Annotated in this window: 26 protein-coding genes; 18 read left to right on the top strand and 8 right to left on the bottom strand. The window is 72.8% G+C overall.

The window, feature by feature from the left end:
* Positions 1-28 precede the first annotated feature (28 nt).
* On the top strand, positions 29-1,873 hold the full coding sequence (glmS, locus tag ETU37_RS00875) for a glutamine--fructose-6-phosphate transaminase (isomerizing) (RefSeq protein WP_129984983.1): 1,845 nt from the start codon (positions 29-31) through the stop codon (positions 1,871-1,873).
* A 16-nt stretch (positions 1,874-1,889) separates the two neighbouring features.
* Positions 1,890-2,240, top strand: a complete 351-nt coding sequence (locus ETU37_RS00870) for a holo-ACP synthase (protein ID WP_129984982.1) — start codon at positions 1,890-1,892, stop codon at positions 2,238-2,240.
* A gap of 3 nt (positions 2,241-2,243) precedes the next feature.
* Here ETU37_RS00870 and ETU37_RS00865 read toward each other — a convergent pair whose 3' ends face one another.
* A complete protein-coding gene (locus ETU37_RS00865; protein ID WP_165372339.1) occupies positions 2,244-2,600 on the bottom strand; it encodes a YciI family protein in 357 nt (118 codons plus the stop codon).
* A gap of 145 nt (positions 2,601-2,745) precedes the next feature.
* Between ETU37_RS00865 and ETU37_RS00860 the strand changes: the two genes are divergently transcribed.
* Together ETU37_RS00860 and ETU37_RS00855 are read left to right on the top strand one after the other, a co-directional pair.
* Positions 2,746-3,417 (top strand): VOC family protein, encoded by a 672-nt coding sequence (locus tag ETU37_RS00860; RefSeq protein ID WP_129984980.1) that lies wholly within the window; start codon positions 2,746-2,748, stop codon positions 3,415-3,417.
* 263 nt (positions 3,418-3,680) lie between these two features.
* Complete coding sequence (locus ETU37_RS00855; protein WP_129984979.1) at positions 3,681-3,992, top strand: hypothetical protein; 312 nt, start codon at positions 3,681-3,683, stop codon at positions 3,990-3,992.
* Positions 3,993-3,996: 4 nt separating this feature from the next.
* Here ETU37_RS00855 and ETU37_RS00850 read toward each other — a convergent pair whose 3' ends face one another.
* From ETU37_RS00850 to ETU37_RS00835, 4 genes are all read right to left on the bottom strand, one after another.
* Positions 3,997-4,533 carry a DinB family protein gene (locus tag ETU37_RS00850; RefSeq protein ID WP_240755460.1) on the bottom strand — a complete coding sequence of 179 codons (537 nt, stop codon included), beginning with the start codon at positions 4,531-4,533 and terminating at the stop codon, positions 3,997-3,999.
* A 199-nt stretch (positions 4,534-4,732) separates the two neighbouring features.
* Complete coding sequence (locus ETU37_RS00845) at positions 4,733-5,206, bottom strand: HIT family protein (RefSeq protein ID WP_240755459.1); 474 nt, start codon at positions 5,204-5,206, stop codon at positions 4,733-4,735.
* 163 nt (positions 5,207-5,369) lie between these two features.
* Positions 5,370-6,071 carry a transposase gene (locus ETU37_RS00840; RefSeq protein ID WP_165372338.1) on the bottom strand — a complete coding sequence of 234 codons (702 nt, stop codon included), beginning with the start codon at positions 6,069-6,071 and terminating at the stop codon, positions 5,370-5,372.
* 65 nt (positions 6,072-6,136) lie between these two features.
* A complete protein-coding gene (locus ETU37_RS00835; RefSeq protein WP_129984977.1) occupies positions 6,137-7,423 on the bottom strand; it encodes an HNH endonuclease signature motif containing protein in 1,287 nt (428 codons plus the stop codon).
* Positions 7,424-7,570: 147 nt separating this feature from the next.
* On the opposite strand from ETU37_RS00835, the gene ETU37_RS00830 reads away from it, so the two are divergent.
* Positions 7,571-8,044, top strand: coding sequence for a VOC family protein (locus ETU37_RS00830; protein ID WP_129984976.1), 474 nt, complete (start codon positions 7,571-7,573; stop codon positions 8,042-8,044).
* Here ETU37_RS00830 and ETU37_RS00825 read toward each other — a convergent pair.
* Positions 8,041-9,051 (bottom strand): SAM-dependent methyltransferase, encoded by a 1,011-nt coding sequence (locus tag ETU37_RS00825; RefSeq protein ID WP_129984975.1) that lies wholly within the window; start codon positions 9,049-9,051, stop codon positions 8,041-8,043. The genes ETU37_RS00830 and ETU37_RS00825 overlap by 4 nt on opposite strands.
* Positions 9,052-9,085: 34 nt before the next feature.
* On the opposite strand from ETU37_RS00825, the gene ETU37_RS00820 reads away from it, so the two are divergent.
* The 9 genes from ETU37_RS00820 to tsaD all read left to right on the top strand — a co-directional run bounded on the left by ETU37_RS00820 (position 9,086) and on the right by tsaD (position 16,954).
* On the top strand, positions 9,086-10,480 hold the full coding sequence (locus ETU37_RS00820; protein WP_129984974.1) for an NAD(P)H-hydrate dehydratase: 1,395 nt from the start codon (positions 9,086-9,088) through the stop codon (positions 10,478-10,480).
* Between the two features lie 28 nt (positions 10,481-10,508).
* Positions 10,509-11,696, top strand: coding sequence for an alanine racemase (alr, locus tag ETU37_RS00815; RefSeq protein ID WP_129984973.1), 1,188 nt, complete (start codon positions 10,509-10,511; stop codon positions 11,694-11,696).
* Positions 11,693-12,784, top strand: a complete 1,092-nt coding sequence (locus ETU37_RS00810; protein WP_240755458.1) for an alpha/beta fold hydrolase — start codon at positions 11,693-11,695, stop codon at positions 12,782-12,784. The genes alr and ETU37_RS00810 overlap by 4 nt, the downstream gene beginning before the upstream one ends.
* A complete protein-coding gene (tsaE, locus tag ETU37_RS00805; protein WP_129984972.1) occupies positions 12,784-13,740 on the top strand; it encodes a tRNA (adenosine(37)-N6)-threonylcarbamoyltransferase complex ATPase subunit type 1 TsaE in 957 nt (318 codons plus the stop codon). Before ETU37_RS00810 ends, tsaE begins: the two co-directional genes overlap by 1 nt.
* Before the next feature lie 10 nt (positions 13,741-13,750).
* On the top strand, positions 13,751-14,389 hold the full coding sequence (gene tsaB, locus ETU37_RS00800; RefSeq protein WP_129984971.1) for a tRNA (adenosine(37)-N6)-threonylcarbamoyltransferase complex dimerization subunit type 1 TsaB: 639 nt from the start codon (positions 13,751-13,753) through the stop codon (positions 14,387-14,389).
* Positions 14,386-14,847 carry a ribosomal protein S18-alanine N-acetyltransferase gene (rimI, locus tag ETU37_RS00795; RefSeq protein ID WP_129984970.1) on the top strand — a complete coding sequence of 154 codons (462 nt, stop codon included), beginning with the start codon at positions 14,386-14,388 and terminating at the stop codon, positions 14,845-14,847. The genes tsaB and rimI overlap by 4 nt, the downstream gene beginning before the upstream one ends.
* 82 nt (positions 14,848-14,929) lie before the next feature.
* Positions 14,930-15,649: a GAF and ANTAR domain-containing protein gene (locus tag ETU37_RS00790; RefSeq protein ID WP_129984969.1), complete on the top strand. Its 720-nt coding sequence runs from the start codon at positions 14,930-14,932 to the stop codon at positions 15,647-15,649.
* Between the two features lie 92 nt (positions 15,650-15,741).
* Positions 15,742-15,894, top strand: coding sequence for a hypothetical protein (locus ETU37_RS22985; protein ID WP_165372337.1), 153 nt, complete (start codon positions 15,742-15,744; stop codon positions 15,892-15,894).
* A gap of 4 nt (positions 15,895-15,898) precedes the next feature.
* Positions 15,899-16,954 carry a tRNA (adenosine(37)-N6)-threonylcarbamoyltransferase complex transferase subunit TsaD gene (tsaD, locus tag ETU37_RS00785; RefSeq protein WP_240755457.1) on the top strand — a complete coding sequence of 352 codons (1,056 nt, stop codon included), beginning with the start codon at positions 15,899-15,901 and terminating at the stop codon, positions 16,952-16,954.
* A 10-nt stretch (positions 16,955-16,964) separates the two neighbouring features.
* Here the strand turns inward: tsaD and ETU37_RS00780 are convergent, their stop codons facing one another.
* Positions 16,965-18,209, bottom strand: a complete 1,245-nt coding sequence (locus tag ETU37_RS00780) for a hypothetical protein (RefSeq protein ID WP_129984967.1) — start codon at positions 18,207-18,209, stop codon at positions 16,965-16,967.
* Positions 18,206-18,808, bottom strand: coding sequence for a SigE family RNA polymerase sigma factor (locus ETU37_RS00775; protein WP_129984966.1), 603 nt, complete (start codon positions 18,806-18,808; stop codon positions 18,206-18,208). The genes ETU37_RS00780 and ETU37_RS00775 overlap by 4 nt, the downstream gene beginning before the upstream one ends.
* 143 nt (positions 18,809-18,951) lie before the next feature.
* Between ETU37_RS00775 and ETU37_RS00770 the strand changes: the two genes are divergently transcribed.
* The 4 genes from ETU37_RS00770 to treZ are packed head-to-tail and all read left to right on the top strand — an operon-like array spanning position 18,952 to position 24,818.
* On the top strand, positions 18,952-20,037 hold the full coding sequence (locus ETU37_RS00770) for an S-(hydroxymethyl)mycothiol dehydrogenase (protein ID WP_129984965.1): 1,086 nt from the start codon (positions 18,952-18,954) through the stop codon (positions 20,035-20,037).
* Positions 20,037-20,666 carry an MBL fold metallo-hydrolase gene (locus ETU37_RS00765; protein WP_129984964.1) on the top strand — a complete coding sequence of 210 codons (630 nt, stop codon included), beginning with the start codon at positions 20,037-20,039 and terminating at the stop codon, positions 20,664-20,666. The genes ETU37_RS00770 and ETU37_RS00765 overlap by 1 nt, the downstream gene beginning before the upstream one ends.
* A 40-nt stretch (positions 20,667-20,706) precedes the next feature.
* On the top strand, positions 20,707-23,073 hold the full coding sequence (gene treY, locus ETU37_RS00760) for a malto-oligosyltrehalose synthase (protein WP_129984963.1): 2,367 nt from the start codon (positions 20,707-20,709) through the stop codon (positions 23,071-23,073).
* Positions 23,073-24,818, top strand: coding sequence for a malto-oligosyltrehalose trehalohydrolase (gene treZ, locus ETU37_RS00755; RefSeq protein WP_129984962.1), 1,746 nt, complete (start codon positions 23,073-23,075; stop codon positions 24,816-24,818). Before treY ends, treZ begins: the two co-directional genes overlap by 1 nt.
* Position 24,819 lies beyond the last annotated feature (1 nt).

The raw sequence follows: 24,819 nt of genomic DNA, 5'->3' as shown, positions 1-24,819 counted from the left end.
CGGCCACGGCCCCCGTAGAATCGCGCCCATGTGCGGAATCGTCGGGTACGTCGGACCCAAGCAGGCCGAGAGCGTCGTCGTGGAGGGCCTGCGCAGGCTGGAGTACCGCGGCTACGACTCCGCCGGCGTGGCCCTCGTCGTCGACGGCACGATCGCCTCTGAGAAACGCGCCGGCAAGATCGCGAACCTCGACAAGGCACTGGCCGACACGCCCCTGCCCGAGGCCACCACCGGCATCGGGCACACCCGCTGGGCCACCCACGGCGCCCCCAACGACCAGAACGCCCACCCGCACCTCGGCCAGGACGGCCGGGTCGCGCTGGTGCACAACGGCATCATCGAGAACTTCGCCGCCCTGCGCGCCGAGCTCGAGGCGGCCGGCCACGAGCTGCGCTCCGAGACCGACACCGAGATCGCGGCCCACCTGCTCGAGGCGGCCGTGGCCGGCGGTGACGACCTGACCACCGCGATGCAGTCCGTGTGCCGCCGGCTGGAGGGGGCGTTCACCCTCGTCGCGGTCGACGCCCAGGACCCGGACCGCGTGGTCGCGGCCCGCCGCAACTCGCCGCTGGTCGTGGGCGTCGGTGAGGGCGAAAACTTCCTCGCCTCCGACGTGGCCGCGTTCATCGAGCACACCCGCGAGGCGCTCGAGCTCGGCCAGGACCAGGTCGTCACGATCACCCGCGAGGGCGTGGGCGTCACCGACTTCGACGGCAACGAGGCGCAGGCCACGCCGTACCACGTCGACTGGGACCTCTCGGCTGCCGAGAAGGACGGCTACGACTGGTTCATGCGCAAGGAGATCCACGAGCAGCCGCGGGCGATCGCCGACTCGATGCTCGGCCGCCACGACGAGGCGGGGCGACTCCAGCTCGACGAGATCCGGATCAGCGAGGACGAGCTCCGCGACGTCGACAAGATCATCATCGTCGCGTGCGGCACGGCGTTCTACGCCGGTCTGGTGGCGAAGTACGCCATCGAGCACTGGACCCGCATCCCGTGCGAGGTGGAGCTCGCCCACGAGTTCCGGTACCGCGACCCGATCCTCACCCGCGACACCCTGGTCGTCGCGATCAGCCAGTCCGGCGAGACCGCCGACACCCTGATGGCGATCCGGCACGCGCGCGAGCAGCGCTCCAAGGTGCTCGCGATCTGCAACACGAACGGGTCGACGATCCCGCGCGAGAGCGACGCGGTGATCTACACCCACGCCGGCCCCGAGATCGGCGTCGCGTCGACCAAGGGCTTCATGACCCAGCTCGTCGCGTGCTACCTGCTCGCGCTGTACCTCGCGCAGGTGCGCGGCACCCGTTACGGCGACGAGATCGCCTCGGTGGTCCACGAGCTCGAGAAGATGCCCGCGCACGTGCAGCGCATGCTCGACGAGGCGTCGGTCGTCAACGAGCTGGCCGCGGAGCTCTCCGAGGCCGGGTCGGTGCTCTTCCTGGGCCGGCACGCCGGCTTCCCCGTCGCGCTCGAGGGCGCGCTGAAGCTCAAGGAGCTCGCCTACATCCACGCCGAGGGCTTCGCCGCCGGCGAGCTCAAGCACGGCCCGATCGCGCTCGTCGAGGACCAGCTCCCGGTGATCTGCGTCGTGCCGCCCCGGGGCCGCGACTTCCTGCACGACAAGATGGTCAGCGGCATCCAGGAGGTCCGCGCGCGCGGCGCCCGCACGATCGTGCTCGCCGAGGAGGACGACGACGTGGTGGCGCCGTACGCCGACGTGCTGATCAAGCTGCCCAAGGTGCCGACGTTGCTGCAGCCGATGGTCGCGACGGTGCCGCTGCAGCTGTTCGCCTGCGAGCTCGCGACGGTCAAGGGCCACGACGTCGACCAGCCGCGCAACCTCGCCAAGTCCGTCACCGTCGAGTGAGCCGCGGGGCGGTCCGGTGATCATCGGCGTCGGCATCGACGTGGTCGACATCGACCGCTTCGCCGAGTCGCTCGAGCGCACCCCGGCGCTGCGCGAGCGGCTGTTCACGCCGACCGAGCGGGAGCGCTCGCCGGCCTCGCTCGCGGCGCGCTTCGCGGCCAAGGAGGCGCTGGCCAAGGCGCTCGGCGCGCCGACCGGCATGGCCTGGCTCGACGCCGAGATCGTCAACGAGTCGACCGGCCGCCCGCTGCTGGAGATCCGGGGCTCGGTGCGGGCACGGTTCGACGAGGTCGGGGCGCGCAGCATCCACGTGTCGCTCTCCCACGACGCCGGGATCGCCTCGGCCGTGGTGGTGCTGGAGTCGTAGCCGTCAGGACTCGTCGACGGGGCGGATCTCCACGACGGGGTGCGCGTTGACGAGCACCGCGGCGGCCTCCAGGAGCGCGTCGTAGTCGTCGCAGGTGACGATGAAGAAGCCGGACAGCTGCTCGACGCTCTCCGCGAAGGGACCGTCCGTGACCATCGCCTGCGACGTCGGTCCGCGCGTGATCGTCCGGGCCTTGCTGCTGTGCGCGAGGCCGGCGCCACCCGTCACGGCGCCGCCGCGTGCCGCCAGCAGCTTCGCGAACTCGTGGTCGATGTCGAACGTGGCCTGGTGGTCGGCCTCGGTGCCGGCCTCCCACTCCGCCTCGTTGTCGGCAGGGAACATGACGACGTACTCGGGCACAGCACTTCCTCTCGGTCGCGGTCTGACACCACGGTGACGGTCGGAGCCCTCGGACTTCGACATTTCTCGGCAAAGTCGACGCGCGTCGACCCGCCGGCGGCCCCACCGCGACGTGCCGCGCCGGGTTCTGTGGTGTGGTGGCGTCATGAGCAGGCAGGCGTGGCGGGACTTCCTCGCGGCAGGCGGGGTCGAGGACTGGGTGGTGCTGCACGGTGGGGCCACGGCGGCGTACGACGTGGGCTCGCTCGCCGAGGCGAGTGCCCTGGCGGCTGAGATCTCCGCAGTACCCGGGCTGGACGGTTCAGGTGCCCTGCTGACGCTTGCCGATCGCCGTCTGACCGTGCGGCTGACACGCGGCATCGGGTTCCTGGAGCCGCACCACGTCGAGATGGCGCAGGCAATCTCCGAGGTCGCTCGTCGCCGCGGGGCCGTCGCCGACCGTGGTGCCGTGCAGGAGGTCCAGCTGGCGGTGGCCGCCAGGCCCGGCGACCTGGACGTCGCCTTCTGGCGGGCCGTCCTGGGCTACGACACCTTGGCCGACGACAACGGCATCGACCCGCTCGGGCACGGGTCCACGGTCTGGATGCAGGACCTCGACCCGGCGAAACCGTTGCGGCACGCGATGCACGTCGACGTGTCGGTGGCTCGCGAGCACGCCGTTCGACGCCTCGAGGCTGCCCTCGCAGCCGGCGGCCGCGTGGTTGAGGACTCCGAGGCGCCGGCGTGGTGGGTCCTCTCCGACCGCGCCGGCAACCGGGTCTGCATCGCCTCCTGGCCGGACGGTGCGGAGAGCGTGTCGGGTGACCCCAGCGACTGAGGGCGCTCGATGACATCGGTATGGCGCAAACACAGTTCATGGTTCGAAACCATCGACAGCGAGGAGACCGCGAGAGCGCGCCGCTTCGCTGGCTCTCCGGCTTTCCTTGTGGACGGCGTTGATCTGTTCGAGGGCGGGACGACAGGTGGCTCTCTGGCTTGTCGGGTCTACCCGACACCAGAAGGTCCACGGAACGTGCCCGCGTTGCGAGACCTTCGAAAGGCTCTCAAGGAGCAGGCAGCCCGGGCGGCGAGTATCTGACCATGGATACGCCGCTCGCCATGGAATCTGGCCACCCCGACCCACCGCCGGGGCAGTGCTGGTGCTGTGGGTCGATCGACGACCCGGACCGGATGATCCATCTTGGCAACCATCCAGAGGTGGCGATGTGCCGCCCGTGTGCCCGCTGGGCGGCCAAGGAAGCATGGGAGATCGAGGACCGCGACAGGACCGGGGTTCTGGTTAGCCTGCGCGATCGGTTCCGCCGTCTCCGGAGGGGCGTGATCGACCGCAACTGGCACCGTCACCCGGTGTTCGGGCGGCCACTGCGCTGGCTTGGCAATCGCTTGCCGTAGCCCGTCACCGGTTGCTCGGCTCGAGGGTGAGCTGGGTCCGATGGAAGTCGTAGTGCTGGGTGCCGTAGTGGTACACGTCGGCCACGGTCATGCGGTCCGCGAAGAAAGGGTCCCACCGGACCGGAAAGTGCATCTGCCTCCCTAGGGATTCGTCGCTCTCGGCGTCGAGACGGCGATGAAGTTGGTTCACGGTTCGGTCGAGGAGCCGGGTCAGACGGGCACCCCTGAACACGAGAGCGCCGCCGCAACCGCCGAGGTAGTTGATCACGTGGAAGGGACGCGTACCGGCGTTCAGCGCCGCCGCGAACCGGCGGCTGTACGCATCGGGGAGCCTCCCGAACAGGCGAACGCCGGGCAGCAACCGCCGAACGATGAGGTAGCCGAAGACCATGTGCCACAACATCTGGCCGTTCGTCCATCGGGTCCCGTCGGTGGCGCGGCGTAGCCCCACGGCCGTCGCCTGCTCGATAAGTTGGTGGAGATCGAGTCGGACGCGCTCCAACTCTTCGTGAATCGGCTCCCGGTCGAACCTCTGCGACACCCGCACAGTGTCGCATCGGAGGCCGCTGGCTCCGTGGTCGAAACAACCGCTCAGGCCGAAGGTCGGATGGCGGCCCAGCGTCCGCTCATGCCGCAGATAGTGAAGCTCGGACTCTGCCGATGAGCGGATGTCACAGGGACGGGACGGCGGGCAATCCTCGGCTCACTCGCTCAACTTCGGGAACTGCCGATGACATGGATCAAACGAGGCGGAGCAGCTCCGTGACAAGTTCCTCCCGGAGGCTGTCGTGCTCCACCCCCAAAGCGGTGGCCGGGTCGGACCAACGGTCGGCGTCGTACTGCCCGACCGGCCCGTCCGCGAACTCGCCCTCCCAGGAGTAGCGCGGCCAGACGTGGGCGTGCAGGAACGCGTCATGGTTGCCCTGGATCTCCAGGTTGATGCGCCGGAAATCCGCGGCGCGCCGCCCGCAGACGTTCTCGACCGCCTCGGCGAGCCGTTCCGCGCCGGCCAGGAACGCGAGGCGCCGCTCCCGGGGAAGGTCGGTGAGCCGGTCCGCTCCCGGGTCGTCGCTGATGAACACGCAGTAGCCCGGCAGGAACTGCACGTCGCCGATCACCGCGAAGCCGGCGTCGAGCCGAGCCAGCACTGTGGGGTTCTCGCCGCGCAGCGCGGAGCCCACGCGGTCACGCTTCCAGTCCTCTGTCTCAGTCACGGGAGAGGATCCTGCCAGGGAGGCGTCGGGCCCCGACATCCGGCTTGAAGAGCGCCCGGAGCTCGTCGCAGCCACGAACGCTGACGGTCGGCACTGCGGCAGATCGCCTGGGCCGCTGGTTACCGGATCTGCCGCGTTCCGCGCGGTTCCTCAGGGCGGTGAGTCATGCTGCCAGCGCGGCTGGCCGGCGGACTGGTCCCCGGGACAGGTGGCGCAGCGTGGTGGCGATGCACGCGACCTGGAGCCAGCCGGTCGCCGACGTGGTGGTGTTCTCGAACGACTTCGCCAGGCGGCGGGAGCGTCCAAGGCGGCCGTGGGCCACCTCGACCCGCCAGGCGTGCCGGATGGGCCGGAACACCGGCTGCTTGTCGTCCCACCCGACTCGGCGGACCTCGAGGTCGTGGTCTCGGCCCAGTGCGCGAGCGGCGGCCGCGGTGACCCCACGATCCACCAAGACGAGCTCGAGCCGGTCAGTGACGCCCTGCCGGGTCAGGTGCTTCAACATCAACTCGCTGGCCCGGTTCTCGTGGGTCGATGCGGGCACGACCAGCGCGCCCACCGGGAGGCCGGTCACGTCGACTGCGACGACACGCTTGGCGCCCTTGGTGCGGCCGTAGGGACCACCTCGGTCGTGGAAGGTGAATCCGCCGTTGGAGCAGCGACGCAACTGTGACCAGACCCGAGTCCATGGTCCGAACGACTCCGGGAGGTAGCGCCACTGGCAACCGGTCTGGGCGATGTACAACATCGCGTCCACCACGGTGCGCAGGTCATCGGCGTGCTTGCGGCCACGCTTGCCCGGCGCGTTGAACACCGGCTCCATCAGGTCCCACTGGTCATCGGTCAGGTCACTTGCGTACGACATGCCTCGCACGGTGACCATCGGCTCCGTCCGTGCAACAGGGACACACGCAGGAAGGGGCGCGGTGATCAGGGGTCGGAGACGACGAGGAGATGGCCGGCGTGTCTGCCTGACGGTCGATCGGGAGGCGTCACGTCGATGGTGCCGGTGCGGTCCCGGAGGAATCCCAGTCCGTGCGGGCTGGTCCACAGGTAGCTGCCGCGCTCGAGCACCGTGTAGCGCCAGGCGGTGTGGGTCTTGAGCCGGTGGTGCCGGCGGCAGAGCCTCGCGATGTTGCACGAGCAGGTGGGTCCGCCCTCGGCATGCGGTACGACGTGGTCGCAGTCGGTGCCATGGTGGCCGCGGGCGGGGCGGGTGCACCACGGGAACACGCAGGTGCCGTCGACGTGGGTGGCCTGTTCGGCGAGCCGGTCGGGGGTCTCGTAGGCGGTGCTACTGATGTGCTCGTCGAGGTCGAGCACTGGCCGGACGGTGATGGTGGTGCCGGGGGTGCCGCACCAGGTGCGGACCTGGTCGGCGTCGACGAAGGAACGGGTGTTGTCCACCCGCGCGAGGTGAGTGCCGCCCTGCCCGTTGAGGGCGTCGGGGGTGACGTGCACATGCAGCACGACCTCGCGACCGGGGACCGGCAACTCCAGCGTCGGGTCGGTACCGCGGGCGAGCTCGCCGAGCGCGTGCGCGCGGCGGACGTCGAGCGAGTCCGTGCAGCCCAGGTCGGCCAGCCGAGCCGCGCCGTCGGTCAGGGCGGCGTCGAGGTCGAGCCCGTCGGCGAGGTCGAGGTCGCCCTCGACGTGCACGGTGCCGTCGTAGCCGACCTGGTCGGTGTGCACCGTGACGTGCCGACCGTCGGCCGCGGCGCGGCGGCGGGCGTCGGCGAGGTCGGGCTCGAACCGGACCAGCGCCTCCTCGACCAGCCGGTCCAGCTGGGCGAGCCCGACCCGGTGGGCGAACGGCGCGACGTGCCGGTCCACGAACGCCGCCCCCTCCCGGGACAGGACGATCGTCGCGCGGGCGACCCGCCGGGCCCGCCAGGCGGGCAGCTCACCGGCACGGACCCGTGACCACGTCTGCGGTAGCCGATGCGCGAGCTCGACCGCCTCGGCGAGCAACGACCGGCCGGCGTCGGTCGAGATCCGCAGGGCCGCTGCGAGCTCCGCGACGCAGAACTCGTCCACCTGAGGGGTCCCGGGTCCGGCCAGGAGAACTGGCCGGTCGATCGAGTGCATCGCCGCCCAGTCCACCGCCAGCGCCAGGATCCGTGCTTCCTCACGATCGGCGACCTCACGGGAGGCGCGGACCGCAGCCAGCACCGCGGCGGGGGAGTCCGCCTGCTCGGGTGCCGGGTGCGCTGCCATGACTCATTCGACCATCGAGAACCGACAGTTTTCGGACGCCGTTCTCCCTGTCCACAAGGGTTCAGCCGATGAGTTCGCGGCGGTCGACGGGTCGGTCCTGACGAGCGACCCATCCATCCGTTGGGTCCTGGGACAGAAGGAGTGGAGATGGCATCCGTACGCACGCATCTGTGGTTCGGGAACGACAAGGCGGTCGAGGCGGCGCACTTCTACGCCGAGCACATCCCCGACTCGTCCGTGACGCGAGTGACCACAGCCCGCACCGACCCCGACAACCCCGTCGCAGAGGTCGTGGAGTTCACCGTCGGGGGACACGAGGTCATCGGTCTCAGCGCGGGGCCGGATCTCCAGCTCGACGAGGCGTTCTCGTTCTACCTCCGGGTCGACGGGCAGGACGAGGTCGACCACTACTGGGCGACGCTCACCGCGGACGGCGGTGAGCCCGGCGCCTGCGGCTGGTGCAAGGACAAGTACGGCGTCTCGTGGCAGGTCATCCCGCGCGAGCTCGAGGAGCTGTCCGGCGACTACTCGACCGCGGCCAACCAGCGCGTGTGCCAGGCGATGCTGAAGATGGGCAAGATCGACGTCGGCGCGCTGCAGGCGGCGTACGACGGCGACTAGACGACGCCAGGAACCGACGCGACGAACGCCGTCATCGACTCGCCGGGGGAGACCCGCCGCACCTGCGGATCGGCGAACCCGGCCTCGCGCAGCTGCCCGGCCAGCTCCTCGGCCACCGGCAGCTGCATCGCGCCCTCCTGCGCCCGCAGGAGCAGGTCGAAGTGCCGGCTGAACGCGTTGTCCTCGAGCACGGTGGTCACCACGACGACGGTGCCGCCCGGCGCGAGCACGTCGTGGACCAGCCGAAGGAGCGCGGGTCGTTCGTCGACGGGCAGGTAGTAGACGACGTTCGCCAGGAGCGCGACGTCGAACCCGGACCGCCCCGCCAGCCGCTCGCGCGCCTCGCCGACGAGCACCTCCGAGCGTTGTGCCAGACCTTGGTCGGTGAGGTTCCGCTCGGCCAGGGCGGCCGCCGCGGGGTCGAGCTCGAGGCCGGTGCCGGTCGCGTCCGGGGCTGCGTGCAGCATCGTGGACAGCAGCATCCCGGCCCCGCAGCCCACGTCGAGCACCGAGCGTGTCGGCCGGGACTCCACCACGCCGCGCAGGAGCGACTCCACCAGCGGCTGCATGAACCGCGACAGGTCGGCGATCGCCGGTGCGCGCCGGGTCACGTCGTCGCGTGCGCTGCCGCCGCCGAGCTGTCCGCCGAGGTCGCGGTACAGCCCCGTGTGGAAGTCGCTGAAGGCGGAGTACGTCGCGCGCACCACCGGGTCGGAGCGCACGACCGTGCCGCGTCGGGTGAGGCGCAGACGGTCGCCGGACCGTGTCACAAGACCGCCGGCCTCCAGCGTGGCGACGAACGCGCGGGCCAGGTCGACGTCGACGAACCCGTGCCGCTCGCCGAGCTCCTCGACCGTCCGCGGGGTCTCCAGCGTGTCGAGCACGCCGAGGTCGACCGCGGCTGCGGTCATCGCGAGCCGGATCGCGGCCTGTCCATCGCGCAACGCCCGCACGCGGGTCCGGATGTCCCCCGCGCGGACGACCTTGGCCATCGCACGCACGTCCATGGCGACACGGTAGGGACGCTCTAGCCTGAGGTCCATGCGTGACGCGCACACGGTCGAGCAGGTGCGAGCGGCCGAGGCCGCCCTGATGGCCCGGCTGCCCGAGGGCGCGCTGATGCAGCAGGCCGCCACCGGCCTGTCGACGGCCGTCGCTGACCTCCTCGGCCGCGTGTACGGCGCCCGGGTGCTCCTGCTGGTCGGCTCGGGCGACAACGGCGGCGACGCGCTGTGGGCCGGCGCTCGCCTCGCGCGGCGGGGCGCCGCGGTCTCGGCCCGGCTGCTCAGCCCGGACAAGACGCACCCCGCCGGCCTCGCCGCGCTGCGGGCGGCCGGAGGTCGCGTGGTCGAGGACGACGTGGCCGCGCTGGCGACCCGGCCGGACCTCGCTGTCGACGGGATCGTCGGCATCGGAGGCCGCGGCGGCCTGCGCCCGGACGCCGCGGCGCTCGTGGCCGCGCTCGCCGACGCCGACGTACCGGTCGTGGCCGTCGACGTGCCGAGCGGCGTCGACGTCGACACCGGCCGGCTCGACGGGCCGCACGTCGAGGCGCTGGCGACCGTCACGTTCGGGACGCACAAGGTCGCGCACCTGGTCGACCCGGCCGCGCGCGCCGCCGGCACGGTGCACGTCGTCGACCTCGGACTCGACCTGCCCCGCGCGGACGTCACCGCGCTGCAGGCCGACGACGTGGCCGCGCTGCTACCCGTGCCCGAGCCGGCGGCGCACAAGTACACCCGCGGCCTCGTCGGCGTCCGCGCCGGCTCCGAGCAGTACCCCGGCGCCGCCGTGCTCTGCGTCGCCGGCGCCGGCACGGGCTTCGCCGGCATGGTGCGCTACGTCGGCGCCGCGGCCGACGAGGTCCGGGCGGCCCACCCCGAGGTCGTCGTCGGCGTGGGCCAGGTGCAGGCGTGGGTCGTCGGGTCCGGCGGGGGAGACGACGCCGCGGAGGCCGTGCGCGAGGCCGCGGCGGACGGCGTACCGCTGGTGCTGGACGCCGACGCCCTGCAGCACCTCGACGCCGCCGGGTCGGGGGAACGGCTGCTCACCCCGCACGCCGGCGAGCTCGCCCGCCTGCTCGGCGTCGAGCGCGAGGAGGTCGAGACCGACCAGCTCGGGTTCGCGCGACGGGCTGCCGAGGAGACCGGTGCGGTCGTGCTGCTCAAGGGGCGGCACACGCTGGTGGCCGCGCCCGACGGGCGGGTGCGGGCCACGACCGTGGGCCCGCCGTGGCTGGCGACGGCCGGGGCGGGCGACGTGCTCGCCGGGCTGTGCGGCTCGCTGCTGGCGGCCGGGCTGGACGCGTTCGACGCCGGTTCGGTGGGGTCGTGGCTGCATGGTGCCGCCGCCGCGCACGCGAGCGGAGGCGGACCGATCCGGGCGCGCGACGTGGCGGCCGCACTGCCCACGGTGTGTCGCGCCCTGCTCGGCTGAACGGCCGGGCTGAGACACTGGGACCGCCATGACCAGCCCCGAGCACCACGGTCGCGCCGAGGTCGTCGTCGACGTCGCCGCGATCCGGCACAACGTCGCGACGCTCAAGCGCGCCGTCGGTGAACCGCGGATGATGACCGTGGTCAAGGCCGACGGCTACGGGCACGGCATCGTCGAGTCCGCGCGGGCCGCCCGCGAGGGTGGCGCCGACTGGCTCGGTGTGGCCGTCATGGAGGAGGCGCTGGCGCTGCGCGCGGCGGGCGACACCGGACCGATCCTGACCTGGCTGACCGTCCCGGGCGAGCGCTACGAGGCCTGCCTGGAGGCCGGCGTCGACGTGACCGCCTACACCGTCGCCGAGCTCGACGCGATCGCGATGACCGCCCGCGACATCGGTGTCCCCGCGCGCGTCCAGCTCAAGGTCGACACCGGCCTCTCACGAGGCGGCTCGACGCTCGATCTGTGGCCCGGCCTGGTCGAGGCCGCAGCCGCCGCCGAGGAGTCCGGGGCGGTCCGGGTCACCGGCGTCTGGTCGCACTTCGCCTGCTCCGACGAGCCGAAGCACCCCGCCAACGACGAGCAGGAGCAGGCGTTCCTCGCCGCGCTGCAGACCGTCGAGGCCGTCGGCATCGAGCCCGAGGTGGTGCATCTCGCCAACTCGGCGGCGGCGCTGCTGCGCCCCTCGTCCCGCTTCGACCTCGTCCGCTGCGGCATCGCGTCGTACGGCCTCACCCCGGCGCCCGACGAGGCGAGCTCGGACGACCTCGGCCTGGTGCCCGCGATGACCGTGCGAGGACGGCTCGCGCTGGTCAAGCGCGTCCGCGCGGGCTCCGGCGTCTCGTACGGCCACACCTACGTCACCGCGCGCGACACCACCGTCGGCGTGGTGCCGATGGGGTACGGCGACGGCGTCCCGCGGCACGCCTCCTCCCGCGCCGAGGTGCTCGTGGCCGGCCTCCGCCGTCCCGTTCTCGGCCGGGTGTGCATGGACCAGATCGTCGTCGACCTCGGCGACGACGACGTCGCGACGGGCGACGAGGTGGTCCTCGTCGGCGACGGCCGCGACGGCGCACCCACCGCGCAGGACTGGGCCGACGCGTGCGGCACGATCAGCTACGAGATCGTCACGCGCATGGGCGCACGCCAGCCGGGAAGGATGCCCCGGGTGCACATCGACAGCGACCGCACCGACGACGACCGGGAGGACACCGCGTGAGGAAGCGACGCCTGCTGGGGCTCGCCGGAGCCGGCCTGGCCGCCGCCGCGGCCGCGGTGACCACCGGGGTCGTCGTCGAGCGACGTGTCGTGCGGGCCCGCAAGGCCGGCGCGACCGGCGCCGACGAGCTCGGCGGCCTGCGCGGCAACGTCCGCCGGATCGAGGTCGACGGCGACGTCGAGCTGTACGCCGAGGTCGACGAGATCGCGCCGTACGCCGACCAGGCCGCGGGCGGCACGCACCTGCCCGACGAGGCGACGCTGGTGTTCGTCCACGGCTACGCGCTGAACCTCGACTGCTGGCACTTCCAGCGCGCGGCGTTCCGGGGCAAGCGCCGCATGGTGTTCTACGACCAGCGCTCGCACGGCCGCTCCGACCGGTCGCACCGCGACGACGCCACGATCGACCAGCTCGGCCGCGACCTGCTCACCGTGCTCGACGAGCTCGTGCCCACGGGTCCCGTCGTGCTCGTCGGCCACTCGATGGGCGGCATGACGATCATGGCGCTCGCCGAGCAGCACCCCGAGATGTTCGGCGACCGCGTCGTCGGTACGGCGCTCATCTCGACGACCGCCGGCGGGCTGCGGCCGCACCGGATCATCAGCACCTACATCCCCGACTCCGTGGGCAGCCTGGTCGGGCCGCGGCTGATCGCCGGTCTCGCCCGGGCGCCCCAGCTCGTCGACAGGGCGCGCCGCAGCGGCTCCAACATCGGCTTCCTGGTGACCGACACCTTCGCCTTCGGCGACGACGTCCCCGCCTCCTACGTGGAGTTCGTCGACAACATGCTGGGCGGCACGCCGTTCGAGGTGCTGGCGGAGTTCTTCCCCAACTTCGAGAAGCTCGACAAGTACGCCGTGCTGACGCCGCTCGCGCGGATCCCGACGACGATCCTGTGCGGCACCAAGGACCTCCTCACGTCCGTCGGGCACAGCCGCAAGATGGCCAAGCAGGTCCCGAGTGCACGGCTCGTCGAGGCGACGGGCGCCGGTCACATGGTGATCCTCGAGCGCGCCGACAAGGTCAACGCCGCCCTCCAGGACCTCCTCGACGAGGCCGAGACACAGGCAGGACGCAAGGCATCGTGATGAATGTGCAGACCGTCGGCCCCGAGGCGGCCGACGACGTCGTCGCCGTGATCCACGCCGGGTTCGGCGCGCGCGAGGTGCTCGACCCGCCGTCGTCCGCACCCGACGAGACGGTCGAGTCGGTCGCGACCGCGCTCGCCGACCACGGTGGGCTGCTCGTCACCTCCGAGCTCGGACCGGTCGGCGCGCTGCTCTTCGACCCGCTCGACGACGAGCACCACCTGCTCGGCCTGCGCCGCGTCGCCGTCCACCCCGACGCGCAGGGCCGCGGGGTCGCCCGCGCCCTGGTGCGGCACGCCGAGCGGTTCGCCGCCGAGCACGGCTACGCCGCGACCCGCGTGCTCGCCCGCGCCGAGCTGCCGCGCACGCTGCGGTTCTGGCACCACCTCGGGTACGTCGAGGCCGAGCGCGACCACCCCCTGGTCACGCTGGTCAAGGTGCTGCCGGTGACCGTCGAGACCCGCTCGCCCGACGAGGCCCGCTGCCTCGGCGAGCGGCTTGCCGAGACGCTGCGGCCCGGCGACCTGGTGATCCTCAGCGGCGACCTCGGCGCCGGCAAGACGACGTTCACCCAGGGCGTCGGCGTCGGCCTCGGGGTGCGCGGCGACGTCACCTCGCCGACCTTTGTCATCTCCCGGGTGCACCCGTCGCTCGACGACGGGCCGCCTCTGGTGCACGTCGACGCATACCGCCTCGGCGGCCCTTCGACAGGCTCAGGAACCCGGCTCGACGAGCTCGACGACCTCGACCTCGACGCCTCGCTCGACGAGGCGGTCACGGTGGTCGAGTGGGGCGAGGGCGTCGCCGAAGGCCTGGCCGACACGCGCCTCGAGGTCCGGATCACCCGGGGCCGCGGCGACGACGTCGAGGACGCCCGCACCGTGACGTTCGTGCCGGTCGGCGCCCGCTGGGCCGGCGCCGGGCTCGCGCACCTCCTCACCGGCGCGCTCGCGTAACCTCGTCCGCGTGCTGCTCGCGTTCGACACCGCCACCCCCGCCGTCACGGTGGCCCTGCACGACGGCGAGCGTGTGGTCGCGTCGTCCACGACCGTCGACGCGATGCGCCACGGCGAGCTTCTCGCCCCCGCGATCCAGGCCGTCCTCGACGAGACCTGGGTGCCGCGCCAGGACGTGACGGCGATCGCCGTCGGCGTCGGGCCGGGGCCGTTCACCGGGCTGCGCGTCGGCCTGGTCACCGCGCGCACGCTGGCGGCCGTGCTCGACATCCCGGTGTACGGCGTCTGCACGCTCGACGTGCTCGCCGCCCAGGCGGTCGACCAGGGCACGGTCGACGGGCCGTTCCTGGTCGCGACCGACGCCCGCCGCAAGGAGGTCTACTGGGCGTCGTACGACGAGGAGGGGCGGCGCCTCGACGGGCCGCACGTCTCCCGCCCGGGCGACGTCGCGACCGACGGACCCGTGGTCGGACGGGGCGCACTGCTCTACCCCGACGCCTTCCCGCGGGCCGTCGCGCCGGAGCACCCCGACGCGCGCTGGCTCGCGCAGGTCGTCACCGACGAGCGCGCCGAGCTGCTCGATCCCGAGCCCTTGTACCTGCGCCGGCCCGACGCCGCGACCCCTGGGAAGCCCAAGAAGGTCTCGTGACCGCCCCGGCGCCGAGGCCCGCGACCGCCGACGACGTCGCCGCGGTCGCGGAGCTCGACCGGCACCTGTTCGGCCCGGACGGCTGGACCGACGGCCAGGTCGCCGAGGAGCTCACCGGCCCGCACCGGGCGGCGTGGGTCGTCGAGGCCGGGCCGGCCGTGGTCGGCTACGCCGTCACCCGGACCGTCGGCGACGTCAGCGACCTCCAGCGGATCGCCGTACGTCCCGACCACCGGCGTGCCGGCCTCGCCCACGCCCTCCTGGCTGTTGCTCTCTCGCGCGCTGCCGCCGACGGAGCGGGACGCGTGCTGCTCGAGGTCAGTGCCGACAACGACGGTGCCCTGGCCTTCTACGGGGCCGAGGGGTTCGCCGAGATCGACCGGCGTCGGCGCTACTACCGGGACGGCAGCGACGCGGTCGTGCTCGCGCGCGACACGGCGCCACCCTTGCTCGGCTGATCCCGCCGGCACGCGATAACCTGCGGACTCCTCTCCGTCGAGAGCACGGCGCGAGGCAGCACGTTCCAGGAAGAACCCACCCGTGCCTCCTGTCGACCCTCTTGCCCTCGAGCTTGCCCGGATGGTGGAGGAGCTGCTCGCGCACGAGCAGCCTGAGCCCGTCCTGCAGGACGTCGTCAACCGGGCCCGCACCCTCCTGAGCGGGGCTCACCACGTCAGCGTGATGGCGCACGACGGGCGGGGCAACGGCTTCGCCAGCCTCGCCGCGAGTGACGATCTGGCCGGCCGCTGCGACACGCTCATGGCGGACCTCGACGAGGGGCCCGGCGTGCTCGACCACGACCCGGAGCCGGTGCACCGCTCGGGCGACCTGGCCGCGGACGGCCGCTGGCCGCGCTGGTCGGCCGCCGCGCACGACCTCGGGATCCGGTCGGTGCTGAGCATCCGGCTCGTCGGTCAGGGCAAGCACCTCGGCAGCCTCAACCTGTACAGCGAGGACGCGTTCGCGTTCGGCGACGATGACGACATCGAGCTCGCGGTGCTCTTCGCCGGGCACGCCGCCGCCGCTCTCGGCGCCGTCACCGAGATCAGCGGGCTGCGGGCGGCCCTCGAGTCGCGCCACGTCATCGGCGTCGCCCAGGGCATCCTGATGGAGCGCTACCACCTCGGCGTCAACGGCGCCTTCGAGGTCCTCAAGCGCTTCTCGAGCGTGCACAACCTCAAGCTGCGCGACGTCGCCACGGAGCTCGTCGACACGGGCGCGATGCCTGGGGCCGACGAGCCGCCGCTGTCGATGACATAGCCCGTTCGGGCCATCCGAACCACCCGGACGGACCACTAACCAGACGGCGTCCGCCTCGTTGGTCCCGGTGGACGAGAACGGGAGGTCTCGACGTGAACGACGCGCTCGACGTGACGCTGCAGGACGACGAGCTGGTGGAGGAGATCGCACTGACGGCCGAGCTCATGGCCGCCGCGGTCGACGTGCCCGCGGAGCACCTGTGCCAGGACCGGATCGATGCGATCCTCCTGGGCGAGACACAATGACCGGGTGACCCCGCCGACCGAGCAGCCCCTGGTCCTCGGCATCGAGACGTCCTGCGACGAGACCGGTGTCGGCATCGTCCGCGGCCACACTCTCCTGGCCGACGCCGTCGCGTCCTCGGTGGACGAGCACGCCCGCTTCGGCGGGGTGGTGCCCGAGGTCGCCTCGCGGGCGCACCTCGAGGCGATGGTGCCGACGATCGAGCGGGCCTGCGAGACCGCGGGCATCGGCATGCACGACGTCGACGCGGTCGCCGTCACCAGCGGCCCCGGGCTCGCCGGCGCCCTGCTCGTCGGGGTCGCCGCGGCCAAGGCGCTGGCGATCGGCCTCGGCAAGCCGCTGTACGGCGTCAACCACCTCGCCGCGCACGTCGCCGTCGACCAGCTCGAGCACGGCCCGCTGCCTGAGCCGTGCATCGCGATGCTGGTCAGCGGCGGGCACTCGTCGCTGCTGCGCGTCAGCGACGTGACGACGGACGTCGTACCCATGGGGCAGACGATCGACGACGCCGCCGGTGAGGCCTTCGACAAGGTCGCCCGGCTGCTCGGCCTGCCCTTCCCCGGCGGGCCGCACATCGACCGCGAGGCGCGGTCGGGGTCCTCGGTGGCGATCGACTTCCCGCGCGGCCTGACCTCCCGGCGCGACCTGGAGCGGCACCGCTTCGACTTCTCCTTCTCCGGTCTCAAGACGGCCGTCGCGCGCTGGGTCGAGGCGCGCGAGGCGTCGGGGGAGCCGGTCCCGGTGGCCGACGTCGCGGCGTCCTTCCAGGAGGCGGTCTGCGACGTGCTGACCCGCAAGGCCATCGACGCGGCCGCCGCCGACGGGATCCAGGACATCCTCATCGGCGGCGGCGTGGCCGCCAACTCCCGGCTCCGGGGGATGGCCGAGGAGCGGGCGGCCGCTCGCGGGATCCGGGTGCGCGTGCCGCGGCCCGGGCTGTGCACCGACAACGGTGCGATGGTGGCGGCGCTGGGCTCGGAGCTGGTGAGCCGCGGGCGTCAGCCGTCGATGCTGGACCTGCCCGCGGACTCCTCCATGCCCGTCACGCTCGTCACGGCGTGACGACCGCCGACTACGGGGTGTACTGGAACCTCCACGGTGACGAGTCGTCGTAGCCCTCGCGCGAGGCGTCGAGCGCCTTCTCCACCGTGCCGTCCGGCCGCATCCGGACCAGGAACCAGGCGCCGTCCTGCATGACCGGCGCCAGCACCGTCGAGCGCGACTCCCAGATCGCGTCCTGCATGAACGCCCGGTCCTCCGTCTGGAACTCCGCGACCACCTCGCCGGTCTCCGCGTCGAGGATCGTGACGCCCTTGCCGCCGAGGCCGTCCGACTCCGGGTCGACGCCGAGGACGTACTTCCCGTCGGGACTGAACCGGCCGAGCCGGTAGTCGCAGGTGTCCCACACCACCGTGTCGGACACGGCCTTCACGACGGCGAAGCAGTACTCGTTCTTGCCGTAGTCGACCGTGGTCAACCCGGACACCACACCGGTCACGTCGTTGGCGCCGCGGACGTCCATGAGCGAGGTCAGCTCGCGCGGCTCGCTGGTCCAGTCCGTGACGTACGGCGTCTGGGTGGCGCCCTGGTTGGTGCTCACCGTGAGGTTGTAGGCGACCGTCTCGGGTCCCACGAAGCCGGCCAGCTGCATGTCGCCACGCATCGCGACGACGTTGCTGGTGTAGCCGTTCTCCGGGTTCGCCCCCGACCGGGGCCAGAGCGCGAGGTCGACTGCTCCGCCGGCGCCCACTGCGCTCACCCAGGTCGCCAGGCGCTCGCCGTCGCTCGAGATCGCCCCGCTCATGCCGGTGTACGGCCCCTGGTCGGTGAGGTTGCCCTCGCCGTCGATGAAGTCCGTGATGCCGTCGGGACCGTAGAAGCCCATCACGCCGTCGGCGTACGGCAGCAGGTAGGAGTACTGCTTCGGCAGCTCCACCTGCGGCCCGTCGGGCCGGTGCAGCGTGGTGCCGGTCGCGTAGAGGATCGCCGGGTCCTCGCCGCGTGGCGCCTTGGCCGCGTCGATCTCCACCGGCCCCTGGGGCGTGGGGGTGACCGGGCCGGTCGGCTCGGTGGTCGTCGTCGGCTGGTCGGCGGGCAGCGGGCGCTGGCCGTTGTCGACGCCGCCCAGGTTGATCCCCATCGGCACCGCCACGGCCAGCGCGACCGCGGCGACCGCGATGCCGCTCGCGGCGCGGCGCCGGCGCCGGATGCCGCGGGCGCGACCCTTGACGTCCTCGAACGCCACGTGGGTGCCGGTCATGTCCTCGGACCGCGCGCGCAGGGCGCGCGTCAGGTCGTCGGTCTGGTGGTTGCTCATCGCTCCTCCTCCCGGTCGGAGGCCGACCGGTCAGCAGGTGCCCGGTCCTGGGCGAGCACGGGGTTGTCGTGGACCCGCGACCGCATCGCGGCGAGGGCCCGGCTGGCCTGGGACTTCACCGTGCCGACGGAGATGCCGAGCGTCTCGGCGATCTCCGCCTCGGAGAGGTCCTCGTAGTAGCGCAGGACGATCACGGCACGCTGCTTGCGCGGCAGCGTCTGCACGAACTCCCACAGCGCGTCGCGCTGCCCGTCGTCGTGCCGGTCGGTGACCGTCTGGTGGTCCGGAAGGGTGTCGGTGGCCAGCTCGCGCTTCTTCCACGCGCGCCGCCACAGGGAGTTGTGCTCGTTGACGATGATCCGGCGGACGTAGCCGTCGATCATCTGCCGGTCGTGCACCTTGTCCCACGACAGGTACAGCTTGGCGAGGGCCGTCTGCACGAGGTCCTCGGCCGTGTGCCGGTCGCCGCTGATCAGGTACGCCGTCCGGAGCAGGCTCGGCTGCCGAGCGGCCATGTACGCCTCGAACTCGGCATCCTTCTCGTGCTGTGCCTGCGCCTTCACGCGCGCTCCGACCCCCGGCTCGACTGCGAGCTGCATCTGTTCACCATCCTTCCGTGCTTCTCGACACCAGGACGCGATTCCCGCCCAGGAGGTTGCATCCGCGTGTCGGGACGCCGTACGGCGGCTGGCTAGGGTGGCGGCGAGTCGTCCGCAGGTCGTTCCGCACCCGAGGAGGTCGCATGCAGCAGGTCCGTGGCGTGGTCGCGCGGGGCAAGGGTCAGCCGGTGTCGTTGGAGACCGTGCTGGTGCCGGACCCGGGGCCGGGGGAGGCCGTGGTGCAGGTGCAGGCCTGCGGGGTCTGCCACACCGACCTGCACTACCGCGAGGGCGGGATCAACGACGACTTCCCGTTCCTGCTCGGCCACGAGGCCGCCGGAGTCGTGGAGTCGGTCGGCGAGGGTGTCACCGACGTCGCGCCGGGTGACTTCGTGGTGCTCAACTGGCGCGCGGTGTGCGGCAGCTGTCGCGCCTGCCTGCGCGGCGAGCCGTGGTACTGCTTCGCGACCTTCAACGCGACCCAGAAGATGACCCTGGAGGACGGCACCGAGCTGTCCCCGGCCCTGGGCATCGGCGCGTTCATCGAGAAGACGCTCGTGCACGCCGGCCAGTGCACCAAGGTCGACGCGTCGGCCCGCGCGGCCGCGGTCGGGCTGCTCGGCTGTGGCGTGATGGCCGGCCTGGGTGCGGCGATCAACACCGGTGGCGTGGGTCGGGGCCAGTCGGTCGCGGTGATCGGCTGCGGCGGCGTCGGTGCGGCCGCGGTCGCGGGTGCCCGGCTGTCCGGTGCGGCGAGGATCATCGGTGTCGACATCGACGACCGCAAGCTCGAGACCGCGCGCAAGATGGGCGCCACCCACACCGTCAACAGCAAGGAGACCGATCCGGTCGCCGCGATCCAGGAGCTCACCGGCGGGCACGGAGCCGATGTGGTGATCGACGCGGTCGGCCGGCCCGAGACGTGGCGGCAGGCGTTCTACGCCCGCGACCTGGCCGGCACGGTGGTGCTGGTCGGCGTGCCCACCCCGGACATGAAGATCCCGGACATCCCGCTGCTCGACGTGTTCGGCCGGGGCGGGTCGCTGAAGTCCAGCTGGTACGGCGACTGCCTGCCCTCGCGCGACTTCCCGATGCTGGTGGACCTCTACCAGCAGGGCCGGCTCGACCTCGACGCGTTCGTCACCGAGGAGATCGGCATCGGCGACGTGGAGGCGGCGTTCGCGCGGATGCACCACGGCGACGTGCTGCGCTCGGTGGTGATCCTCTGATGACGGGCGGGCCGGCCCGCGTCGACCACGGTGTCACCAGCGGCACCTTCAGCCTGGACGGCGAGACCTTCGACGTCGACAACAACGTCTGGGTGGTCGGCGACGACGAGGAGTGCGTGGTCATCGACGCGCCGCACGACGTCGACGCGATCCTGGCCGTCGTCGGGAATCGCAAGGTCAAGGCGATCCTGCTGACCCACGCCCACGACGACCACGTCCGGGTGGCCCCGGGCCTGCGCGAGCGGGTGACCGCGCCGATCCTGCTGCACCCCGACGACCGGCCGCTGTGGGAGCTCACCCACACCGACGAGCTCTGGGACGTCGACCTGCACGACGGCTGGACGATCGAGGTCGCGGGCACCACCCTGCAGGCGATCCACACCCCCGGCCACGCCCCGGGCGCGGTGTGCTTCCTCGCGCCGGACCTCGGCTGCGTGTTCACCGGCGACACGCTGTTCAACGGCGGTCCGGGGGCGACCGGCCGCTCCTACTCCGACCGGCCCACCCTGGTGGCCAGCATCCGGTCGCGGCTGCTCGACCTGCCCGACGACACCGTCGTGCACACTGGCCACGGCGACGACACCACCATCGGCGCGGAGCGGGACGGTGTCCTCGCCGAGGAGGGCTGACGTCGGTGTGGCGCGGTCAGCGGGAGGGTAGGGATCACGAGTGACCGCGACGTACCGTCTCCAGCTCCACGCCGGCTTCACGTTCGCCGACGCCGAGCGCGTCGTGCCCTACGTGTCCCGGCTGGGCGTCACGCACCTCTACCTCTCGCCGGTGCTCCAGGCGACGGCCGGCTCGATGCACGGGTACGACGTGGTCGACCACGGCCGGGTCAACGAGGAGCTCGGCGGCCAGGCCGGCCTCGAGCGGCTCGCCGCGACCGCCCGCGAGCACGGTCTGGGCCTCGTCGTCGACGTGGTGCCCAACCACATGGCGCTCGCCGCGCCGCTGTACCTCAACGGCCCGCTCTGGCACGTCCTCGCCGAGGGCCCCGGCTCGCCGTACGCCACCTGGTTCGACGTCGACTGGGACGCTCTCGACGGGAAGCTCGGGCTGCCGCTGCTCTGGGACACGCTCGAGGCGACGTTCGAGGCGGGGCGGCTGGTGCTCGCCGAGCACGACGGCCGGCAGGTGCTGCGGCACGAGGACCACGTGTTCCCGGTGGCCGAGGGCACCGAGGGCGACGACGTCCGCGAGGTGCTCGCGCGGCAGCACTACGTCCTGGCGGGCTGGCGCGAGAAGGACCGCGTCCTCAACTACCGCCGCTTCTTCGACATCGAGGGCCTCGTCGGCGTGCGCGTCGAGGACCCCGACGTCTTCGAGGCCACCCACCGCGTGCTGCTCGACCTCAACCACCGCGGCGTGCTCGAGGGGTTCCGGATCGACCACCCCGACGGCCTGGCCGACCCGGAGGGCTACCTGCGCGCGCTCCGCCGGGCGTCGCGCGTCGGCACCGCGGTCTGGGTCGAGAAGATCCTGGAGCCCAGCGAGCACCTGCCCACGGGCTGGATGTGCGACGGCACCACCGGCTACGACGCGCTCCGCGCGATCACCGCGGCCCTCGTCGACCCGACCACGGCGTCCCTGCTGGAGGAGTCCTGGCGCGGCGTCGGCGGCGCGGCCGATTTCGAGGCCGTCGTCGAGGAGGCCAAGCGCGAGGTCGTCGGCAGCGTGCTGGTCCCCGAGCGCGACCGGCTGGTACGGCGCGCCGCGGAGTTCGCCGACGGCGTCGACACCGGCCGGCTCACCGACGCCGTCACCGAGCTGCTCGTCGCCGCCGACGTCTACCGCGCCTACGCCCGCCCCGGCCGTCCGGCCGAGGGGGAGGCCGTGGAGGTGCTCCGGCACGCCCGCGACCGCGCGGCCGCGGCCCGGCCCGACCTGTCTGACGTGCTCGACCGGCTGCTCGACGTGGCGGCCAAGCCGTCCCCGTCCGCTCCCGCGGAGTGCGACTTCGCGACCCGGCTGCAGCAGACCTGGGGACCGGTGATGGCGAAGTCTGTGGAGGACACCGCCTTCTACCGCTGGCACCTGCTCACCGCACTCAACGAGGTCGGCGGCGACCCGACCCTCGTCGGCACGGCTGGGCCCGAGCTGTTGCACCTGTGGGCCACGGAGCAGCAGTCCCGCTGGCCGCTCGGCATGACCACGCTCTCCACCCACGACACCAAGCGCAGCGAGGACGTCCGGGCCCGGCTGCTCGCGCTCGCCGGCGACGCTGAGTCGTGGGCGCTGTGCACCGAGGCCTTCGCCGAGGCGGCCGAGGAGCAGGGCGTCGACGCCGTCACCGCGCACCTGCTCTGGCAGACGCTCGCCGGGGTCGGTGACATCAGCGGCGACCGGCTCACGACGTACCTCACCAAGGCCGTGCGCGAGGCCAAGCAGCACACCGCCTGGATCGACGGCGACCCCGACTACGAGCAGCGCGTGCTCGCCCTCGGCGAGGAGGCCCGCACCCAGGGGCGGCTGCGGGCCCTCGTCGACACCGCGCTCGACCACAACCGCGGGGCGGTCCGCGCGCTCGTGCTCGGGCAGAAGCTGCTGCAGCTCACGGTCCCGGGCGTGCCCGACACCTACCAGGGCTGCGAGCTGGTGAACCTCGCGCTGGTCGACCCCGACAACCGGCACGCCGTCGACTACGACGCCCGCGAGCGCCGCCTCGACGCGCTCCGCGGCGAGGACGCGCGGCCCGCCGACCTCGATGACGAGAAGCTCCTGCTGACGCACCGCACCCTGCTGCTGCGCAAGGAGCTGCGGCACTGCTTCGGCGACACCGGGTCCTACCACCCGGTGGTGTCGTCGACCCGGCACGCCGTCGGGTTCACCCGCGGCGAGGAGGTCGCCGTCCTGGTCACCCGCGCCCCGGCGCGGCTGGAGGCCGGCGGTGGCTGGGGCGACCACGCCGTCACGCTGCCGGCCGGGCTGTGGCGCGACGAGCTCACCGAGACCCTCCACGAGGGCGGCGCCGTGCGCTGCGACGAGGCGTTCGCGACGATGCCGGTCGCGCTGCTGCGGCGCGTGCACATCTGATGGCCGCGCGCACCGTCCGGGTCTGGGCGCCCCGTGCCACGCGGGTCGACCTCGTCGCGGACAACGTCACGACGCCGATGAGCCGCGAGGGTGACGACTTCGTCGCGACCGTCGACGCGGCCGACGGCGACAGCTACGGCTTCTCGCTCGACGGCGGCGAGGTGCTGCCCGACCCCCGCGGCCTGCGGATGCCCGACGGCCACGACGGCCGCTCCGCGTTCTTCGACCCGGCTGCGTTCGCGTGGAGCGACGCCGACTGGCCCGGCTCGCCGCTCGAGGGCGCGGTCGTCTACGAGCTCCACGTCGGCACGTTCACCCCCGAGGGCACGCTCGACGCCGCCGCCGCGCGCCTCGACCACCTCGTCGACCTCGGCGTCACCGTCGTCGAGCTGCTCCCGCTCGCCCCGTTCCCGGGCGCCCACGGCTGGGGGTACGACGGGATCGCGCCGTACGCCGTGCACGAGCCGTACGGCGGTCCCGCCGCCCTGCAGCGGTTCGTCGACGCCGCCCACGCGCGCGGTCTCGGGGTGTGCCTCGACGTGGTCTACAACCACCTCGGCCCGGACGGGAACCGGCTGTCCGAGTTCGGCCCGTACCTCACCGACGCCCACGCCACGCCCTGGGGCGACGCGGTCAACCTCGACGCGCCGGGCTGCGACCCGGTGCGGCGCTGGGTGCTCGACAACGCGCGCCAGTGGTTCACGGACTTCCACGTCGACGGCCTGCGCCTCGACGCCGTGCACGAGCTGCACGACAGCAGCGCGCTGCACCTGCTGGAGGAGCTGGCCCGCGAGACCGACGAGCTGGCCGCCGCGCTCGGCCGGCCGCTCTGGCTGGTCGCCGAGTCCGACCGCAACGACCCCGGCACCGTCACCCCGCGCGGCCACGGCCAGCAGGTCGCGGGTCTCGGCGTGCACGGGCAGTGGTCCGACGACGTGCACCACGCGCTGCACGTCGCGCTCACCGGCGAGCACCAGGGCTACTACGCCGACTTCGCCGACCCCGCCGCGCTCGGGCAGGTGCTCGGCCGCAGCCCGTTCTTCCACGCCGGCACATGGTCGACGTTCCGCGGCCGGGTGCACGGGCGCCCCGTCGACCCCGCCGTACCCGGGTGGCGCTTCGTCGCCTCGCTGCAGACCCACGACCAGGTCGGCAACCGCGCCGTCGGCGACCGGCTCTCCGCCGCGCTCACGCCCGACCGGCTCGCCTGCGGTGCGGCGCTGCTGCTCACCGCGCCGTGGACGCCGATGCTGTTCATGGGCGAGGAGTGGGGCGCGGCGACGCCCTGGATGTTCTTCACCGACCACACCGACTCCGACATCGCCGAGGCGACCCGGCGTGGCCGCAAGGCCGAGTTCGGCTCGCACGGCTGGGACGAGGCCGACGTCCCCGACCCGCAGGACCCGGCGACGTTCGAACGGTCCCGCCTCGACTGGTCCGAGCCCGCCCGCGAGCCGCACGCGCGGCTGCTGCGCTGGTACCGCGACCTGATCGCGCTCCGCCGCGCCACCCCCGACCTGCACGCCGCCGACCTCGCCGCCGCCGACGTCGCCTGGGACCAGCGCACCGGCCGGCTCGCGTCGCGCCGCAGCGACCACGTCGTGCTGGTGAACCTCGGATCAGAGCCCTGGACGTACGACGGCGTCAGCGACGTCCTGCTCGCCTGGGAGCCGGGGCTCACGGTCGACGCCGGCGCGCTCGTCGTCCCGCCGCAGAGCGCCGTCGTCGCACGCGGTCTCACCTGAC

It is taken from the genome of Nocardioides iriomotensis (assembly GCF_004168035.1).
Lineage (GTDB): Bacteria > Actinomycetota > Actinomycetes > Propionibacteriales > Nocardioidaceae > Nocardioides_B > Nocardioides_B iriomotensis.
The sequence above is the reverse complement of the archived record's forward strand: the minus strand, read 5'-3'. Positions and strand labels throughout refer to the sequence as shown.

Coding starts and splice junctions, on each gene's coding strand:
- glmS (WP_129984983.1), top strand. CDS start 29: ATGTGCGGAATCGTCGGGTACGTCGGACCCAAGCAGGCCGAGAGCGTC.
- ETU37_RS00860 (WP_129984980.1), top strand. CDS start 2,746: ATGAGCAGGCAGGCGTGGCGGGACTTCCTCGCGGCAGGCGGGGTCGAG.
- ETU37_RS00855 (WP_129984979.1), top strand. CDS start 3,681: ATGGATACGCCGCTCGCCATGGAATCTGGCCACCCCGACCCACCGCCG.
- ETU37_RS00840 (WP_165372338.1), bottom strand. CDS start 6,071: ATGTCGTACGCAAGTGACCTGACCGATGACCAGTGGGACCTGATGGAG.
- ETU37_RS00835 (WP_129984977.1), bottom strand. CDS start 7,423: ATGGCAGCGCACCCGGCACCCGAGCAGGCGGACTCCCCCGCCGCGGTG.
- ETU37_RS00830 (WP_129984976.1), top strand. CDS start 7,571: ATGGCATCCGTACGCACGCATCTGTGGTTCGGGAACGACAAGGCGGTC.
- ETU37_RS00825 (WP_129984975.1), bottom strand. CDS start 9,051: ATGGACGTGCGTGCGATGGCCAAGGTCGTCCGCGCGGGGGACATCCGG.
- ETU37_RS00820 (WP_129984974.1), top strand. CDS start 9,086: ATGCGTGACGCGCACACGGTCGAGCAGGTGCGAGCGGCCGAGGCCGCC.
- alr (WP_129984973.1), top strand. CDS start 10,509: ATGACCAGCCCCGAGCACCACGGTCGCGCCGAGGTCGTCGTCGACGTC.
- tsaE (WP_129984972.1), top strand. CDS start 12,784: ATGAATGTGCAGACCGTCGGCCCCGAGGCGGCCGACGACGTCGTCGCC.
- ETU37_RS00780 (WP_129984967.1), bottom strand. CDS start 18,209: ATGAGCAACCACCAGACCGACGACCTGACGCGCGCCCTGCGCGCGCGG.
- ETU37_RS00775 (WP_129984966.1), bottom strand. CDS start 18,808: ATGCAGCTCGCAGTCGAGCCGGGGGTCGGAGCGCGCGTGAAGGCGCAG.
- ETU37_RS00770 (WP_129984965.1), top strand. CDS start 18,952: ATGCAGCAGGTCCGTGGCGTGGTCGCGCGGGGCAAGGGTCAGCCGGTG.
- ETU37_RS00765 (WP_129984964.1), top strand. CDS start 20,037: ATGACGGGCGGGCCGGCCCGCGTCGACCACGGTGTCACCAGCGGCACC.
- treZ (WP_129984962.1), top strand. CDS start 23,073: ATGGCCGCGCGCACCGTCCGGGTCTGGGCGCCCCGTGCCACGCGGGTC.